The 17,109-nt window shown below is 18.0% G+C and carries 21 protein-coding genes; 10 read left to right on the top strand and 11 right to left on the bottom strand.

Annotated elements, in window-relative coordinates; genetic code table 11:
* Positions 1-861 precede the first annotated feature (861 nt).
* The gene (locus tag ACLHHF_RS01390; protein WP_411308041.1) at positions 862-1,443 is read right to left on the bottom strand and encodes a lambda-exonuclease family protein; all 582 of its coding nucleotides are present in this window, start codon (positions 1,441-1,443) and stop codon (positions 862-864) included.
* Between the two features lie 464 nt (positions 1,444-1,907).
* Here ACLHHF_RS01390 and alaS point away from each other — a divergent pair, with 464 nt between their 5' ends.
* Genes alaS through ACLHHF_RS01345 form a run of 9 tightly spaced genes read left to right on the top strand, consistent with a single transcriptional unit; the run spans position 1,908 to position 8,268 of the window.
* Positions 1,908-4,502 (top strand): alanine--tRNA ligase, encoded by a 2,595-nt coding sequence (alaS, locus tag ACLHHF_RS01385; protein ID WP_411308040.1) that lies wholly within the window; start codon positions 1,908-1,910, stop codon positions 4,500-4,502.
* Positions 4,499-4,936 carry a Holliday junction resolvase RuvX gene (gene ruvX, locus ACLHHF_RS01380; protein ID WP_411308039.1) on the top strand — a complete coding sequence of 146 codons (438 nt, stop codon included), beginning with the start codon at positions 4,499-4,501 and terminating at the stop codon, positions 4,934-4,936. Before alaS ends, ruvX begins: the two co-directional genes overlap by 4 nt.
* A gap of 36 nt (positions 4,937-4,972) precedes the next feature.
* The gene (gene greA, locus ACLHHF_RS01375; RefSeq protein WP_411308038.1) at positions 4,973-5,458 is read left to right on the top strand and encodes a transcription elongation factor GreA; all 486 of its coding nucleotides are present in this window, start codon (positions 4,973-4,975) and stop codon (positions 5,456-5,458) included.
* Positions 5,448-6,014: a YqeG family HAD IIIA-type phosphatase gene (locus ACLHHF_RS01370; RefSeq protein WP_411308037.1), complete on the top strand. Its 567-nt coding sequence runs from the start codon at positions 5,448-5,450 to the stop codon at positions 6,012-6,014. The genes greA and ACLHHF_RS01370 overlap by 11 nt, the downstream gene beginning before the upstream one ends.
* Positions 6,015-6,033: 19 nt before the next feature.
* A complete protein-coding gene (gene yqeK, locus ACLHHF_RS01365; RefSeq protein ID WP_411308036.1) occupies positions 6,034-6,603 on the top strand; it encodes a bis(5'-nucleosyl)-tetraphosphatase (symmetrical) YqeK in 570 nt (189 codons plus the stop codon).
* Positions 6,604-6,620: 17 nt separating this feature from the next.
* Complete coding sequence (rsmD, locus tag ACLHHF_RS01360; protein WP_411308035.1) at positions 6,621-7,184, top strand: 16S rRNA (guanine(966)-N(2))-methyltransferase RsmD; 564 nt, start codon at positions 6,621-6,623, stop codon at positions 7,182-7,184.
* A gap of 31 nt (positions 7,185-7,215) precedes the next feature.
* Positions 7,216-7,413: a YneF family protein gene (locus tag ACLHHF_RS01355; protein ID WP_411308034.1), complete on the top strand. Its 198-nt coding sequence runs from the start codon at positions 7,216-7,218 to the stop codon at positions 7,411-7,413.
* A gap of 22 nt (positions 7,414-7,435) precedes the next feature.
* Positions 7,436-7,798, top strand: a complete 363-nt coding sequence (locus tag ACLHHF_RS01350; protein WP_411308033.1) for a hypothetical protein — start codon at positions 7,436-7,438, stop codon at positions 7,796-7,798.
* A gap of 47 nt (positions 7,799-7,845) precedes the next feature.
* Entirely contained in the window at positions 7,846-8,268 is a 423-nt protein-coding gene (locus ACLHHF_RS01345) for an OsmC family protein (protein WP_411308032.1), read from the top strand.
* A gap of 99 nt (positions 8,269-8,367) precedes the next feature.
* Here the strand turns inward: ACLHHF_RS01345 and ACLHHF_RS01340 are convergent, their stop codons facing one another.
* On the bottom strand, positions 8,368-9,294 hold the full coding sequence (locus tag ACLHHF_RS01340) for a CMP-binding protein (protein WP_411308031.1): 927 nt from the start codon (positions 9,292-9,294) through the stop codon (positions 8,368-8,370).
* The gene (locus ACLHHF_RS01335; RefSeq protein ID WP_411308030.1) at positions 9,287-10,462 is read right to left on the bottom strand and encodes a CCA tRNA nucleotidyltransferase; all 1,176 of its coding nucleotides are present in this window, start codon (positions 10,460-10,462) and stop codon (positions 9,287-9,289) included. Before ACLHHF_RS01335 ends, ACLHHF_RS01340 begins: the two co-directional genes overlap by 8 nt.
* A 206-nt stretch (positions 10,463-10,668) precedes the next feature.
* Between ACLHHF_RS01335 and ACLHHF_RS01330 the strand changes: the two genes are divergently transcribed.
* Positions 10,669-11,181, top strand: coding sequence for a DJ-1/PfpI family protein (locus ACLHHF_RS01330; RefSeq protein WP_411308029.1), 513 nt, complete (start codon positions 10,669-10,671; stop codon positions 11,179-11,181).
* 15 nt (positions 11,182-11,196) lie between these two features.
* Here ACLHHF_RS01330 and ACLHHF_RS01325 read toward each other — a convergent pair whose 3' ends face one another.
* The 8 genes from ACLHHF_RS01325 to ACLHHF_RS01290 form a co-directional block, all read right to left on the bottom strand.
* Positions 11,197-12,060, bottom strand: a complete 864-nt coding sequence (locus ACLHHF_RS01325; RefSeq protein WP_411308028.1) for a phosphatidate cytidylyltransferase — start codon at positions 12,058-12,060, stop codon at positions 11,197-11,199.
* Between the two features lie 59 nt (positions 12,061-12,119).
* Entirely contained in the window at positions 12,120-12,677 is a 558-nt protein-coding gene (locus ACLHHF_RS01320) for a ribosome-recycling factor (protein ID WP_411308027.1), read from the bottom strand.
* Positions 12,678-12,681: 4 nt separating this feature from the next.
* Positions 12,682-13,407: a UMP kinase gene (pyrH, locus tag ACLHHF_RS01315; RefSeq protein ID WP_411308026.1), complete on the bottom strand. Its 726-nt coding sequence runs from the start codon at positions 13,405-13,407 to the stop codon at positions 12,682-12,684.
* A 78-nt stretch (positions 13,408-13,485) separates the two neighbouring features.
* Positions 13,486-14,331: a translation elongation factor Ts gene (gene tsf / locus ACLHHF_RS01310; RefSeq protein ID WP_411308025.1), complete on the bottom strand. Its 846-nt coding sequence runs from the start codon at positions 14,329-14,331 to the stop codon at positions 13,486-13,488.
* Positions 14,332-14,390: 59 nt separating this feature from the next.
* Entirely contained in the window at positions 14,391-15,125 is a 735-nt protein-coding gene (gene rpsB, locus ACLHHF_RS01305) for a 30S ribosomal protein S2 (RefSeq protein WP_411308024.1), read from the bottom strand.
* Between the two features lie 180 nt (positions 15,126-15,305).
* The gene (gene dut / locus ACLHHF_RS01300; protein ID WP_411308023.1) at positions 15,306-15,770 is read right to left on the bottom strand and encodes a dUTP diphosphatase; all 465 of its coding nucleotides are present in this window, start codon (positions 15,768-15,770) and stop codon (positions 15,306-15,308) included.
* A 100-nt stretch (positions 15,771-15,870) separates the two neighbouring features.
* The gene (locus tag ACLHHF_RS01295) at positions 15,871-16,515 is read right to left on the bottom strand and encodes a uracil-DNA glycosylase (protein ID WP_411308022.1); all 645 of its coding nucleotides are present in this window, start codon (positions 16,513-16,515) and stop codon (positions 15,871-15,873) included.
* An 11-nt stretch (positions 16,516-16,526) separates the two neighbouring features.
* Positions 16,527-17,108, bottom strand: a complete 582-nt coding sequence (locus ACLHHF_RS01290; protein ID WP_411308021.1) for a S26 family signal peptidase — start codon at positions 17,106-17,108, stop codon at positions 16,527-16,529.
* Position 17,109 lies beyond the last annotated feature (1 nt).

Genomic DNA, 17,109 nt, shown 5'->3' with positions numbered 1-17,109 from the left:
TTAATAAACGAGAATAATATTTTTAAATAATAAAAATATAAAAAAAGAAAATATTAAAATTTTATGTAATTATATAAATTAATAGATTAAAAAAATTAAATTTTTTATAATATTAATTACAAATCAAAAAATTAAAAAAATATTATTTAGTATTTTTTTTTTTTTTATAAAAATTGTATAATATACTGAAATTATTTATATAATATTCAAAAAATTTTAATAAATATTAAAATAAAAATAAAATATATCATTAAAAAAACATTATTATCTACATAACCAAAAGATAAAAATATAATCAAAACAAAAAATAATTATCTTTTAAATAAAATTTATGAAAAATTTTAAAAATTTAATTAAATGTTTATTGAATGTTAAATATAAAGTAAAATAGAGGAATTATATAAAAAAAATAGAAATTAAAATTTTTATTTTAAATATGAAAACTCATAAATAATAATATATAAATATATTATAGTAAAATAAGAAATAAATATAACACAAAAAAATAAAAAATCATTTATTAATTTTAATTTCATGTTAAAAATAAAAAATGTTTTGTGAAATTTTTATTAAAACTAAAATAATTAATTTTTGGAAAAGTTATTTTTCATTTTATTTTTTTAAAATTTAATTTTTATTAGTCATTAAAAAGTAAAAAAATAAAATTCAATTTGATTAATTTTGATTTTTTAAAAAATAAAAATATAAATATATATATTATATAAATTAAATTTATTTTAAAAAAATATGAAAATATTTAATAAATAATTTAAAATATAATAAATTTTTAAATAAAAAATCATATTAAAAAAATTTATAAATAAAATATAACATTTTGAAAAATAAAAAGCAATAATTTTTTTATTTTATTAAAAATTTATTTTGATATTTAATTAATAATTCTTGAAATTTTTTTCCTTCTTGAATAATATTTTTAATAAATTTTATATCTGGTTTAATAGTTATAGTTTGAAAATTTTCAGAATCAATAAATGCTAAAAAATAACCCAAATTACTTTCTGAAATATACAATTGACACTGTATTTGAGCCCAATAATAAGGTTGAATTATTTTTTTTTTAAAAAAAATTTGCCATTCTAAATTTTCTGGTCTAAATGGACATTTTATACCTAATAAAGTTTTTTTTGATTCATCATAACCATCTAAAGTTGTAAAAAAAATATCTTTAACTAAAGTTTTTGGTTGATAATTTGTTTTCATTTTAATACTAAAAAATAAATTTGCTTTAGGTTTAGTTTTTCGACCGTGCTCAATTGCTTCACTTAAAATAAATTTAGGTGTTAATAATTTTTTTTTAATTAATTCTTCTTTAGTTTCATAAGGATTTAACCCCATAATAGTTCCTATTTCTGAAGCATTAATACAATTTTTGCGATAATGATAAAACTCTTTAGTATTTTTTTGAATTTCTTTTTTATCCATATTTTTTTACCTTTTTTATATTTTATACTTTATATTTTAACACTAATTTTAAAATAAAAAAAATTATGTTTTTAAAAATATTTATTATATTTTTTAAAAAATTATAGTTTAATATCATATTAGAAAAAAAATATTTTAAACTTTTTTTTCTTAAACAAAAAAATCATTTATATTAATTAATATAAAAATTAAATAATTTTATTTATTTATAAAAATTTTAAATTTTAAATAAAATATTGAAATACATTAATATCAATATTTTTTAAGATTATTAAGTTTAATTTATCTAAATATAATTAATTTTATATATTTATTATATTTTTATAAATAAATAAAATTATTTAATTATAAAGTATAATTATTAAAATATTTAAAAAGTTGATAACATAAATAAAAAATGATAAAATTAAACCCTAATAGATAGAAAAAAATATAAATAAATCAAAAAAAGGCAAAAAAATAAAATGAAAAAAATGACTTCTTTTGAAATTAAAAATATGTGGTTAAAATTTTTTGTCGATAAAGGCCATTATCAAGAAAATTCTTTTTCCTTAATACCAGAAAACGATCCAACTTTATTATGGGTTAATGCAGGAATTACGCCTTTAAAAAAATATTTCAATGGATCTTTACCAATTGTTAATTCTCGTATTGTTAATATTCAAAAATGTTTAAGAACAAATGATATTGAAAATGTTGGGAAAACTTCTACACATCATACATTTTTTGAAATGTTAGGGAATTTTTCAATTGGTGATTATTTTAAAAAAGAAGCTATAAATTTGGCTTATGAAATTTTAATGTCAAAAAAGTGGTTCGGATTTGATTGTAATAAAATTTATATTACATATTATCATAAAGATATAGAAACATTAAATTTATGGTTAAAAAAAAATATTAATCCAAACCATTTAATTCCTTTAGAAAACAATTTTTGGAATATTGGACAAGGGCCTTGTGGACCTTGTACAGAAATATTTTTTGATCGTGGGCCAAAATATAATTCTAAAGGCAAAGAATTAATAGAAAAAAATATCACAAATAATCGTTTTGTTGAAATTTGGAATATTGTTTTTTCACAATATAATTTTAATCCTGAAAATAAGAAAAATGCTTACCAAGAATTACCAAGTAAAAATATTGACACTGGCGCAGGTTTAGAAAGATTAGCATGTATATTTCAAAATTCTGAAAATAATTTTGAAACAGATATTTTTTTACCAATTATTCAAAAAATATCATCTTTAAGTTCTATTAAATATCAAAATCAAGAAACTTTTAAAGTGATTGCAGATCACATTCGAACTTTGGTTTTTGCTATTGGAGATGGGGTTATTTTTGCAAATGATGGAAGAGGATATGTCTTAAAAAAAATTTTAAGAAGAGCGATTCAAAAAGGAAAAATTTTAAATTTTAAAGAACCTTTTTTATATAAATTAATACCTACAGTTGTTAAACAAAATCAATTTTTTTATCCTAAATTAAAAAAATATCAAAAAATTTTAGAAAAAATAATTTATAAAGAAGAAAAAAAATTTTTTGATATGCTTGAAAACTGTGAAGAAAAAATTTTAAATTTAATAAAAAATAATTTTTTAAGTGGAGATAAATATTTTAAATTATATGATACTTATGGAATTCCAAAAGAAATTATTTTAAATTATTGTAAAAAAAAAGAGGTTATTATTGATAAAGATGGTTTTATTAAAAAATTAGAATCACATAAAAAATTGTCAAGATTAAATCAAAATTTTAATTTAAATATTAAAAAAAAAAATGATAAATTTTTAAATTTTACAGATAAAAGTGATTTTGTTGGTTATGATATTTTAGAAATTAAAACTAAAGTTATTAAGGTTTTTGAAGAAGGTATTGTTTTAGAAAAAACACCTTTTTTTCCTAATATGGGTGGTCAAATTAATGATACAGGTTTTGTTAATAATACACCAGTAAAAAAAATTATTCGTTTACATCATGGTCAATTTTTACATCAAGTCCAAAATGAATTATTTTATGAAGGCCAAGAAATTATTGCTAAAATTGATTTTAATATAAGAAAACAAATTTCTTTACATCATACTGCAACTCATTTATTACATGATGCTATTATATTAATTTTAGGACAACATATTGAACAAAAGGGATCATTCATAGGAAATAATTTATTAAGATGGGATTTTAATCATTATGAAAAAATTAAGCCTCAAGATATTATTAAATTAGAAATTCAAATTAATAAATGGATTCAAAAACAAACAAATATTAATGTTAAAGAAATATTATTTTCTGATGCTAAAAAAATCCCAAATATTAAATATTTTAAAGATAAAAAATATCCAGAAATAGTAAGAGTTATTCAAATAGATGATTATTCTATAACATTATGTGCAGGAACACACGCTAAAAATACTAAAGATTTAAAAAAAATAATTATTTTATCTTGCAATTTAATCAGTTCAGGAATTTATAGAATAGAAGCAGCTGTGGGTTCAAATGCAATAAATATTTTAAATCAAAAAATTAATCTTTATTTAAATGAAAAAAAAAATATTATTAAAAAAGCACAACAAATGTCTATGTCTAATTTTAAATTATTATTACCAAGAGATATTGTTTTAACAGAAAGTTTTCAAGATATTTTAAATTATAAATTATATTTACAAAATCTACAACAAAATTTTAATTTTTTCAAAAAAGAATTAATAGAACATCAAAAAAAATATATTTTATCTAATATAAAAAAATTTATTCCATCAAAAATTACTTCTAAAATGTTTTTAAAAATTAATGATAAGATGGAAATGGAAGTACTTAAGTATTTATTAGAATATTTATTTATTAAATTTAAAATTGAAATATTGTTAATTTGTTATTTACAAGATAGCAAAATGTTTTTTCTTTGTAAAAGTAAAACTTTACATGCTGGAAAAATAATAAAAGAAATATCTCAAATAACAGAAGGCTCTGGTGGTGGCAATAATAAATTTGCTCAAGGAAGTACTAATCATCCAAATAAATTAAATTCAGTTTTAAAATATTGGAAAGATAATTTATCATGATTTTTTTTCCTTCTTATTTAGGTCTTGATTTAGGACAAAAAACTTTAGGTATTTCTATTTCTGAAGCAGGTGTTTTTTCTGTTAATTTAAAAACTTTAAATTTTCCTAATCATCAATATAATTATTTATTAAAACCTTTAAAAATATTAATTATTCAAAAAAATATAAAAACAATTATTTTAGGTTTTCCTAAACATATGAATAATGATTTAGGTATTAAAGGATTAATAAGTATTGATTTTAAAAAAAAATTAGAAGATTATTTAAAATTTGATATAAAAATAATTTTATGGGATGAACGTTTAACTACAAAACAATCTTTAATATTTTTAAAAAATAATAATAAAAATAAAAAAAAAATTAAACAATTAAAAGATGAAATTGCTGCTATGTTTATTTTGCAAAATTTTTTAGATTATAAAAATAATATTTAAATAATATTTATTAAATTTAAAAAAAAGGATTCAAAAATGGAAGATAAAAAAATTTATGAATTAACAAAATCTGGTGCATTAAAATTAAAAGAAAAATTAAAATACTTAAAAGAAACTAAAAGAATTGAAATTTTAAAAGCTTTAAAAGAAGCTAGAGAACAAGGAGATTTATCTGAAAACGCTGATTACGATGCTGTTAGAAACGAACAAGCTCTAATTGAAAATAATATTTTAGAAATTCAAAATATTTTAAAAAATGTTAAAATTATTAAAAGTTTGAAAAATAAAGAAGTTAATATTGGTAAAGTAGTAAAATTAAATTTTTTAGAAAACAATATAAAAAAAAAATTTTATCTGGTTGGAATTTTAGAAACAGACCCTTCTTTAAATAAAATTTCTATTGATTGTCCTTTAGGTAAAGGTATAAGAGGTCATCAAGTTGGAGATAAAATTATGATTCAATCAGAAACTGGTAAAAATTTTCAAGTAGAAATTTTGAAAATAGAACAGAATGAATTATAAATTATCCTCATATATTCCTAACTTTTATTTTGATAATATTTTTAAAATTCCTTATGATATGTTTTTAAGCCAAGGTTTTGAAGGTATATTTTTTGATTTAGATAATACTTTAATGTGTTATTCAGATAAAAATTTAAATAATTTTACTAAAAAATTTTTAAAAAAAATTAATAAAAAATTTAAAATTGTTATTGTTTCTAACGCTTCTGAAAAAAAATTAAAAAAAATTTGTAATAATGATTTTTTGTATGTTTATTTAAATATTTTTCATAAAAAACCTTCGAAATTTGGTTTTAAACGCGCATTAGAATTAATTGATTTACCTTTTAATAAAGTTTTAATGGTCGGAGATCAGTTAATAACTGATGTTTTGGGTGCTAATAAAATGAAAATTAAATCAATTTTGGTTAATCCTATCAATAAAGAAAAAGAATTTTTATTCACAAAATTAAAACGTTTTTGGATAGAAAGAATAATTTTAAAAAAAATTAAGAAAAAAAAAAGCGAAATATATGAAAATAAATTAAAAAAATTTGCAAATTTTTTAAAATTTTAAAATAAGGTAATTGTTTTTTATGTTAATAGAGAAAATTATTGAAAAAGTTAAAATAAAATTTAAAAATGATAAAAAAAGATTAAATCATATTTTAGGTGTTCATCGTACTGCTATTAAATTATCACGTTTTTATAAAGAAAATTTGTTTCAAGCTCAAGTTACTGCTTTATGGCATGATTATACTAAAAATGAACCTTTAGAATTTCATATTTCTTGCTTAACGCCACAAATAATTAAAAAATATGAATCTACTCCACATATATACCATGCCTTTAGTGCTGCTATTATTTTAAAAAAAGAATTTAAAATAGATAATGTTAAAATTTTAAATGCATTAAGAAAACATGTTTGGGGTCATAAAGTTATGAACAAATTAGATAAAATAATTTTGTTAAGCGATAAAATAGAACCTCAGAGAAAATATACACAAGTTGATTATTTTAGAAAATTAGCTTTTATTGATTTAAATCAAGCAGTTTATCAAATTTTAGATTTTCATTATAATTTTCATCAAAAAAAAGGAGATGTTATACATAAAGAACAGAAAGAAATTTTATTAAATTTAAAAAATAAAATTAGAAAAAAATAAAATTATGAAATACTACTATGTATATTATTAGCGGAAAATATAAAGGTTTTAAATTAAAATTAGTTCCTTCTAAAAAAACTAAATCCACTACTCATTTAATTAGAAAAGTTATTTTTGATACTTTAGGTTCTTGGTTAAAAAATAAATATGTTTTAGATTTGTTTTCTGGTAGTGGAGCATGCGGATTTGAAGCTTTAAGTAGAAATGCTAAAAAAATTTATTTAGTTGATAATTCCTTATCTGCTATAAAAACTATTTATAAAAATAAAATTAAACTTGATTTAACATCTTCAAATTTTAAATTATTTTTCGGTGATTATTCTAGAATTTTAAAAATTTTTTTAAAGAAAAAAATTTTTTTTGATTTAATTATAGTCGATCCTCCCTATAATTTTAATTTTTATTGTTCTCTACTAAAAAATTTAAATTTAATTATAAAAGATAATGGTTTTATCATTTGTGAAATATATAAAAAAGTTTTTTTGCCAAATAAAATTGATCAATTAAATTTAGTCAAAGATAAACAACATGGTAGTAAAAAAATAAAATTTTATCAAAAAAAAAAAATAAAGTATAATTAAGTTATTAAAAATAGAAAGGGGAAATAAAAAAATGTTGATAGAAATAACATATTTATTCTTAGGTATTATAATCGGAGCTGTTTCAATGTTTTTTGGATTCAAAAAATATTTAAAGAAAAATCCTCCTATTAATGAAAAACAAATTAAAGAAATGTTTAAACAAATGGGACGAACACCTTCAGAAAAACAAATTAAACAAATTGTTGAAAGTATGAAAAAAACAAAATGATTAATTTATATTTAATAATATAATGGAATTTAAAGCATTTTTTATTTTATTTTTTTTGGTTATACTAATTATAATATTAATGGATTTTTTTGATAAAAAAATATGGTTTTATAAGTTAAAAAAATATTTATTAACATGTTCTTCATTAGAAAAAGAAATTTTAAAAACTTTTTGCAAAGAACCAAATAAAGTTCATAAATTAGATGATAATCACAAAATTACTTATATTTTAAGTAATTTATTTATTGTTATTAAATATAATAATAATAATGATGATGATAACATTAATCTTAAATCAAAACAAAGTTTTTATTATATCAATCCTAAAGTGTATAAATTAATTAAAAAATACCAAGAATTTAAAAAAATTTATTTTATTGATTAATATATTTTTATTATTTTAAAAATAACTATACGAAGGAATATAATTTTATGAATTTCCAAATAATTATTTTTTATGAAAAAAAATTAAATGACTTTCTTTTTATTAAAGATAATATTAAAAATAAATTATCTTCTGCTTTAATACCTAATAATCAAAACAAAAGTGATCCACAAGAATTATTTTGTTTATCTTGGATAATTTGTTTTTATAAAACATCTAAAAAAATTCTTTTAAAAAAAGGATTTCATGATTTAGATATAAAAATTAATTTAATTTCTAATTTACAAAAAGATAAACAAGGTTTTTATTTTGAATTAATTTTGAAAGCAGGAATAGAAAGTCTTTCTTTAGATAATAGTAAAATTATCTTAGAAGAAGCTCATCAAAAATGTCCAATTTCTAGAATGATTAACAAATATAATCATTTAAAAATTTTTCCTGTTAATTATAAAGATATTTTAACTAATTAACAATATTTTTAAAATTTAATTTATAAAAAATAAAAAAACCATTTAAAAGTGGTTTTTTTTATTAAATATTTAAACAAAAAAATAATATAAATTACTTTTTTATATATTAGGTTTATAAAAAGAATTTTTATTTAAAACTGATATAGGATCTGTAAAATTACCCTTTTCAATTTTTTTTAAATTTTCTCCTAAAACAGAAAACTGACTATCTATACTATCCAAATGCCAAATTAAAAGAGCTTCTCCTATTTTAGGTTTTTGTATAGCACCAAAATTTAATAATCCATGATGAGAAATTATAATATGTTTTAAAATCAAAACTTCTTCTTTATTTTTATAATTTAATAAAAAAGCTTCTTCTGTAATATCATTATTCATCATTACTAAATGACCCAATAATACACCTTCTTTAGTGTATGTTTTACTTAAATCTTTTAATTCTCTAATTTTTGCCATATCATGCAAAATAATACCTGCATATATTAAATCTAAATTCAAATAAGGAAATAATTCAATAAAAACATCTGACATTTTTAAAATATTAACAGTATGAATACTTAAACCACCATAATAAGTATGATGCATTTTTAAGGCTGCAGGATGTATTAAAAAAGATTTTTTATTTTTTTCATATAAATTTTTAGTAATATTAAAAATTATAGGATTTTTGATTTTATTTAAATAATTTTCTATAATTTTTTGTGTAATAGTAAAATTAACATCAGTGCATGGAAAAAAATAAGAAAATAATTGATATAATTCGTGTACTGTTAAAATATTTTCTACTAAATCAAATTCTTTATTTATCAAAAATTTTTTTTCTTTTTTTAAAATACAAATAACTTTAAATTGATATATTTTATTTATAATTGGTTTTTTTTCGTTTTCGTTATTTGTATTTAATTTAATATTAATATCTTTATTATTAGTTAATTTTAATGTTAAATTATAAAAATTTTCTCCTTGATTAATACTTGTTACTTTCCCCACTATAGTATATTCTTGATTTATTTCTGTTTCAAACATTATTTTTAATCACTTCTTTTTTAATTTTTCTTACATAATTTAATAAATTTTTTTTATTATTTATAATTTTGCCATCTAAAACTAATTTAATAATTTGTTGTCTTAAATTATTTAACCATAAACCGGGTGGAATTTTAATTATTTTTAAAATTTCTATAGATGAAATTTTAAAATCTGAATTTTTTTTAATAATTAAATTTTTATAAATTATTTTTATTTTTTGAGTTTTATTTTTTTCTTTTTTAAATAAATAATTAACTTTGTTAGATAACAAACATATTTTTAAACCATATTTAAATAATAACCAAGTTATATTTAATTTTTTTTCATTAAATAAAAATTCAATAGTTTTATATAATTTTTTATCTTTTTTAGAAAAATTAAAATAATCAAATATTTTTTTATTCAATATTAAGGATAAACTAAAGAAAATATCTTTATTTATTTTTTTTAGTTTATTTTCAATACAAAAATTAATGCCCTGTTGTAAACCTTTTAAAACATCTATTATATTAGTTTCTTTTAAAGTTATAAAAGCTTTATGAAAATTTTTTTGAGAAATAATTTTTATAAATTCTTGTAAAATTCTGTCTTTAGAAACCTTTTTTAATAAATAACTTTCAGTTTTTAAAGCTTTTTTAGTATTTTTTTCTATTTCAAAACATAATTTTGCCTGAAAATAACAAGCTCGTAACATTCTAACGCTATCTTCTTGAAATTTTTTTTCAGGTTTTTGTATTGTTTTAATAATTGAATTTTTAATATCAGATAAACCGCCTAAATGATCAATAATATTTTTTTTATCGTCCATTAAAAGACTATTAATAGTAAAATCTCTTCTTAAAAGATCTTTTTTTACATCATCAGTAAAAATTATTTTTGTAGGATGTCTATGATTTTTATATTTTTCTTCAATTCGATAAGTAGTTATATCAAATTTATTATTTTTAAAACAAATATTGCAAGAACCATATTTTATATTATTAGAATTAATTTTAAAAATTTTAATTAAATCTGATGTTAAAGCATTAGTAATTATATCTATGTCGAAAAATGGTAAATTTAAATAATAATCTCTAACTGCTCCGCCTACAATAAAGGCTTGAAATCCATTTTGATATAATATTTTTAAAATATCATTAGCTAAATTTAATTTTTTTATTTTCATTTTTATTTTTTTTATATTTTTATTTTTTTTATTTAATAAATAATTATTTTATATTTTAATAAAATTTTATCAATTCAATATTAACTTTTTTAAAAACTATTTAAATAATAATTATATATTTATTTATAATTAAAAAAATAATGATAAAATTATAATAATAATTATTAAAATTTTTATTTTAAAAAATATGAATAAAAGGAGTACTTATGAAAGGTTTATTAATTTTATATAATGGTTTTGAAGATTGTGAAGCTTTAGTTACAAGAGCTATTTTAAAAAAAAATAATTTTGATATTGTAACTGCAACTAATAATAAAAATTTAAATGTTTTTTCTGCTACAAGATTAAATTTAAAAGCAGATTGCTATTTAGAAAATATAAAATATGATGATTATAATTTTTTAATTATTCCTGGTGGTCCCTATGTTAAATCAGTTATAAATAAAAATGATTACTCTTTAGATAAAATTTTAGATATTGTTAATCACTTTTATAAAAATAATAAAATAATTGGAGCTATATGTGCTGCTCCGGTATTTTTAGGTAAATTAAATTTATTAAAAGAACGTAAATTTTCTTGTTATCCAGGTTGTGAAACATTAATAGAAGGCGAATATTGTCCTAATATTTCAACAGTAGTTAGTGATAATTTAATTACTTCTCGTTCTCCTGAAACTGTTTTTGATTTTGCTTTTACATTAATTAAAAAATTAAATTAATTATGATAATGTTTTTTAATTATTAATATTTATTAATTGAAAAATAAAATTTATAAATAAAGAAAGAAATAATAAAGAGTCAAATCGATCTAATAAACCACCATGACCAGGAAGTGATTTTCCAAAATCTTTAATATTATAAATTCTTTTAAATTTAGAATTTATTAAATCACCTGTTTGTGCTATAATAGAATTAAAAAAAGTAAATATAATAAACAAAATATTTATGTTTTCTTTTGTTTTAAAAAATAAATAATTATTATTAAATTCAAGTAAAGTAGTTTTTGTTAATAAAAACATAACAAAAGTAGATAATATGCTACCATATATATATCCTTCTAAAGTTTTATTAGGACTTATGTTTGGAAATATTTTTTTTTTACCAAAAAAATAACCAGTTAAAAAAGAAAAACTATCTGTTAAAATAGTAATTAAAATAATATAACAAAAAAATTCTTGACCTTTTAAAAAAATTGAAAAAAAACTCGATGTTGAAATACTAATATAAAACATAATAATAATATAATTTATTTCTAAATATTTTGATGTAAAATTATCAAAAATAATAAAAAATATCGAAAATATTAAAATTATAAATAAAAAAAATATTAATAAAAAATTTATTTTTAAATTTTGTTGATTATTAGACCATTTTAATAAAGAAAATAAAAAAATTATTATACTTAATATTAAAATAAATATTTTATATTTTAGTTTTATTTCTTTTTCTTTTTTAAACGCATTAAATATTTCTTTATGAGCTAAAAAAATAAAAAAAAATCCTAATAAAATAGTTAATTCAGTTAATTTAGAATACAAAAATAAAAATAAAAATAAAAATAAAAATAAAAATATTCCAGTAATTATTCTTTGTTTCACTATATAATTCCCTTTTATAATTTATGTTATAATTAAAAATATTTTTTATTTTATATAATTTAAATTTTTAATAATTCTTTATTTTTATCATTAGTTTGTTTTTCTATTAATTCAATATGCTGATCAGTTAAAATTTGAATTTTTTTTAAAAAAAGTAACTCTAAATCTTTTGTTAATATAATTTTTTTAATTTTATTATTACCTTCACGACGAATATTTCTAATTACAATTTTAGCATTTTCAGAAATTTTTTCAACTTGTTTAATTAATGCTTTTCTTCTTTCTTCTGTTAATGGTGGGAAAATTAATTTAATAAGTGAATTATTAACTATTTCTGGATTTATTCCTAAATCTGAAGCTAAAATAGCTTTTTTTATTTGTTCTGTTAATTTACAATCGTATGGTTTTATGTTTAATTGATTTCTTTTAACAACACTAATAGAACTTAATTGTTTTAAAGATACATTTTCACCATAATAAATAATATTAATTTTATCTAAGATATTAGGATTAGACATATCTGTTCTAATGCTAGATAATTCTTTTAACATTTCAATATTTGATTTTTGCATTTTTTTTTTAATATTAACTAAAAATTCATTTGCTTGTTCTTGCATTTTTTTATTTATCCTTATTTTTAGAAGTAATAATTGTTCCTATTTTTTCTTTTAAAAAAGATTTTTTTATGTTTCCTTTAATACTCATATTAAATACTAAAATATCTATATTATTTTCCCAACATAAAGAAACTGCTGTTACGTCCATTATATCTGATTTTTTTGAAATTAATTCCTCATGAGTTATTTTTGATAATAAAACAGCATTTTTAAATTTTCTAGGATCTTTATCATAAACACCTTCTACACCAAATTTAGCCATACAAAATACATCAGCTTTTAATTCAATTACTCTTAAAGCAGCAGCAGTATCTGTTGAAAAATAAGGTGAACCTAAACCAGCACCTAAAATAACTATTCTACCTTTATCTAAATGACGTAAAGCTCTCCTTCTTATATAAGGTTCTGCTACTTTAGCTACAGAAAAAGCTGTCATTACTCTAGTTTGGATATTTATTTGTTCTAAAGCATCTTGTAAAATTAAAGAATTCATTATTGTACCTAACATACCTATATAATCTGCTTGCACTCTATCAATTCCAAATTTTTTTTGCCCATCAAAACCACGCCAAATATTACCTGCGCCAACTACAATAATTATTTCAGTTCCTAATTTTTTAATTTCTTTAATTTCTTCAACTATTTTACGTATTTCATAAACATCTATACCGTAATTTTCATTACCTTTTAGTGCTTCTCCACTTAATTTTAAAAGAATTCTTTTATACATAAAATAATATTTCCCTATTCCAAAGATAAATTAATTTTATTAATATATAACAATTTTTATAAAAAAAATATAGATATTTTAAAGTCCTTCTCCTACTTCTAAACGCCAATAATTAACAATTTTAACTTCTTTTTCTTTTAAATAATCTTTTACTTTTTGTTCAGGATTTTTTACAAAAGATTGTTCTATTAAACAAATATTTTGAATAAATCTATTCAAACGACCTTCTATAATTTTTTCTTTTATATTAGCTGTTTTTTTGTTTCCTAATTCTTTATTTACTTGTGCTTCAATAATTAATTTTTCTTGATTTAATGTTTCTAGATCTATTTGTTCTTTATTTATAAACTTTGGTTTGTTTGCTGCTATATGCATAGCTATATCTTCTAAAAGATCTTTTTTACTATTTTTAGTAATTACTACCAAAACAGAAATTAAACCATTTTGATGTTTATACATTCCAAAATTTTCGTTATCTTTTTTTATAACCTTAATAACTTTTCTTAAACAAATTTTTTCTTGAAATATAGCAGTTTTTTCTAATAATAAATCTTTAACTTTTTTTTTATCTTTAATATTTAGATTTAAAATTTCATCCATATTCATATTTGGTTTAGCTTCTTTTAATAAAATTTTTCCTAATAAATTTAATAAATCTAAAAAATTTTTATTTTTTGCAACAAAATCTGTTTCAGAATTTAATTCATATAAAACTGCTTCATTATTATCTATAATTACATTAGTTAAACCTTCACCTAATATTTTTCCAGTTATCTCAGATGCTTTTTTAATACCTTGTTTTCTTAAAAAAATAATAGCTTTATCAATTTCACCTTTGGAATTAATTAATGCTTTTTGACAATCCATTATTCCAGCTTGTGTTTTATTTCTTAAAAATTTGATTTTTTCTACATCAAATTGCATTTTATTATTTCTCCTTTTTTTAAAGTTAATTAATGAAAAAAATAATAATAAATTTTTATTTATTCTTTTATAACTTGATTATTTTTTTCATCAACATCATTATTATTTATTTCTGTTGTTTCCTTCATTGCTTTAGCTATAATCGAAGTAATTAATTTTACTCCTCTAATAGCATCATCATTAGCTGGAATTATATAATCTACTAAATCTGGATCACAATTAGTATCAACAATTCCAAAAATTTTAATTCCTAGTTTAGCAGCTTCATAAACAGCAATAATTTCTTTCTGTGGATCAACAATAAAAATTGCTTGTGGTAATTTTTTCATATTTTTAATTCCACCTAAAAATTTTTCTAATTTTTCTCTTTTTTGTGTTAATTTTGATACTTCTTTTTTAGGTAATTTTTTCCACAAACCATCTTTTTCTTGTTTATATAATTCATGTAATAAATCAATTCTTTTAGTAATAGTTTTAAAATTAGTAAAAGTGCCACCTAACCATCTTTGAATTACATAATATTGTTGCGACTCTTGCGCTTCTTCTTTTACTATATTTTTAATTTGTTTTTTTGTAGCTAAAAATAATATTTTACCTCCAACAGCAGCTATTTTTTGTAACTCTTTATAAGCTTTTTCAATTTTTTCTACTGTTTTTTTTAAATCAATAATATGAATACCATTTCTTGAAGTAAAAATATATTGCTTCATTTTGGGATTCCATTTTCTTGTAATATGTCCAAAATGTATTCCTGATTCTAATAATTGTTTAATCGTAACGACAGAAGTATTCATATTTTATAATTCCTCTTTTTTGTTTTTATCTTCTGAATAACTTAAAAATATCCACTTTTTATTTTAAAAAGCACTAGAATATTCAAACATTATTCATGTATTTTAATTTTATTTTATTTAATTATACATATCTAAAATTTTAACATATTTTTATATTTTTTTAAATTTTAATTATAAAAATTAATAATTAGTGCTGCCGAAACCGCTTTTTCTTTTATTATTCGTAATATTATTATCTATTTTTTCTTCAACTAAATAATATTTTTGAAAAATTCCTTGTGCAATTCTTTCACCTTTATTAATTTTTATAACTTCATTTGTAAAATTATATAAACTAATAAAAATATGTCCTTCATTTTCATGATTATTATAATAATCATGATCAATAATTCCAACACCATTTGATAATATTAATTTTTTTTTAATAGGTATAGAAGATCTAATGCAAATCATTAAAAATTCTTCAGGTTCACAATAAACTTTAATTCCAGTAGGTACTAATTTAATTTCTTTTGGTTTAAAAACAACATTTTCTGCTGACTCCAAATCATAACCTGCACTAAATTTAGTTTGTCGTTGAGGTATTTTAATATTATTATTTATATAATTACTAATAATTTCAAAATAACGTTTTTTTTTTTGCATATTGATTCTCTTTTTATTTATTTTATTAATTTATTTTTTTATTATTTTTATTAAATAATTATTATATTATTAAAAAATTTTTTATACTAAAATATTTTAACTATGTTTTCCAATTAATAATTTTTATATTTTGAGAAAATAAAAAATTATTTGTTTTAGAAAAAGGTTTAGAATTAAAAAAACCACGATAAGATGATAAAGGGGAAGGATGAGAACTTTTAATAATATAATTTTTTTCTTTAATAATATATTTTTCATAATTTTGAGCAAATTTACCCCATAAAATATAAACAATTTTTTGTCTTTGTCGTAAAAATTTAAAAATATTTTCAGTAAATGTTTGCCAACCGATATTATTATGGCTAAAAGATTTAAATCTTTCAACAGTTAAAATAGAATTTAACATTAAAACTCCTTCTAAAGCCCATGATTTTAAATTATTTTTATTATTTATAATTCCTAAATCATTTTTTAATTCTTTAAAAATATTATTTAAACTAGGAGGAGTTTTTTGATTATTTCTAACGCTAAAAGATAAACCATGTGCTTGATTATCACCAGAATAAGGATCTTGACCTAAAATAACTACTTTTACTTTTTTATAAGGTGTTAATTTAAAAGCTAAAAAAATTTTTTGAGGTTCAGGAAATATAATTTTACCTTTTTGTATTTCTTTTTTTAAAAAATAAACCATACTTTTAAAGTATGGTTTATTTTTTTCTTTATTTATAATTTCTAACCACATTTTAAAAATTCCTATTTTTTATTTTTTTCATATAACATAAATTTTTTAAAAATATCAGGAATAAAAAATAATATAATTAAAATTAAAAATATTGATATTATTAAATAATTTCGGTTAAATTTAAAAATATATTTTCCAATAACTCGATCATAATCAATATCTTTATCAGAATCATTATAACCTCCATTACGATCTCCTAAAGTCGTTATTTTTTTTTTTTCTTTATCGTTTTTAACGACTCTATGAATAATAATTTCTTCAGGATTATATTTATTTTGAAAAACTATAATATCTCCATTATCATTATTTTTATCAAATTCACCTTCTAATATATGAGGTTTTAAAGATGGTTTTAAATCTCTACAATCATTTATCTTAAAAACAAAAACTCCATCTCCTTCTTTTATAGTTGGTTCCATACTACCACTACTTACTATATATTTATAATTAAAAAAAAGATGTTTTACTGTTGTTTTAGGATCTATAAAATCATGTATTGTTATGATTGCTGAATAAATTAATATTAATGAAAAAAATGTTATTATAATTTTTTTTATAAAAAAAATTATATTTTTAAATTTTATTTTAATCATT

Origin of the sequence: Candidatus Phytoplasma pyri (assembly GCF_046600495.1) — a bacterium.
Lineage (GTDB): Bacteria > Bacillota_I > Bacilli_A > Acholeplasmatales > Acholeplasmataceae > Phytoplasma > Phytoplasma pyri.
Note: the sequence above shows the minus strand (reverse complement) of the source record. Positions and strands in the feature narration are given on the sequence as shown.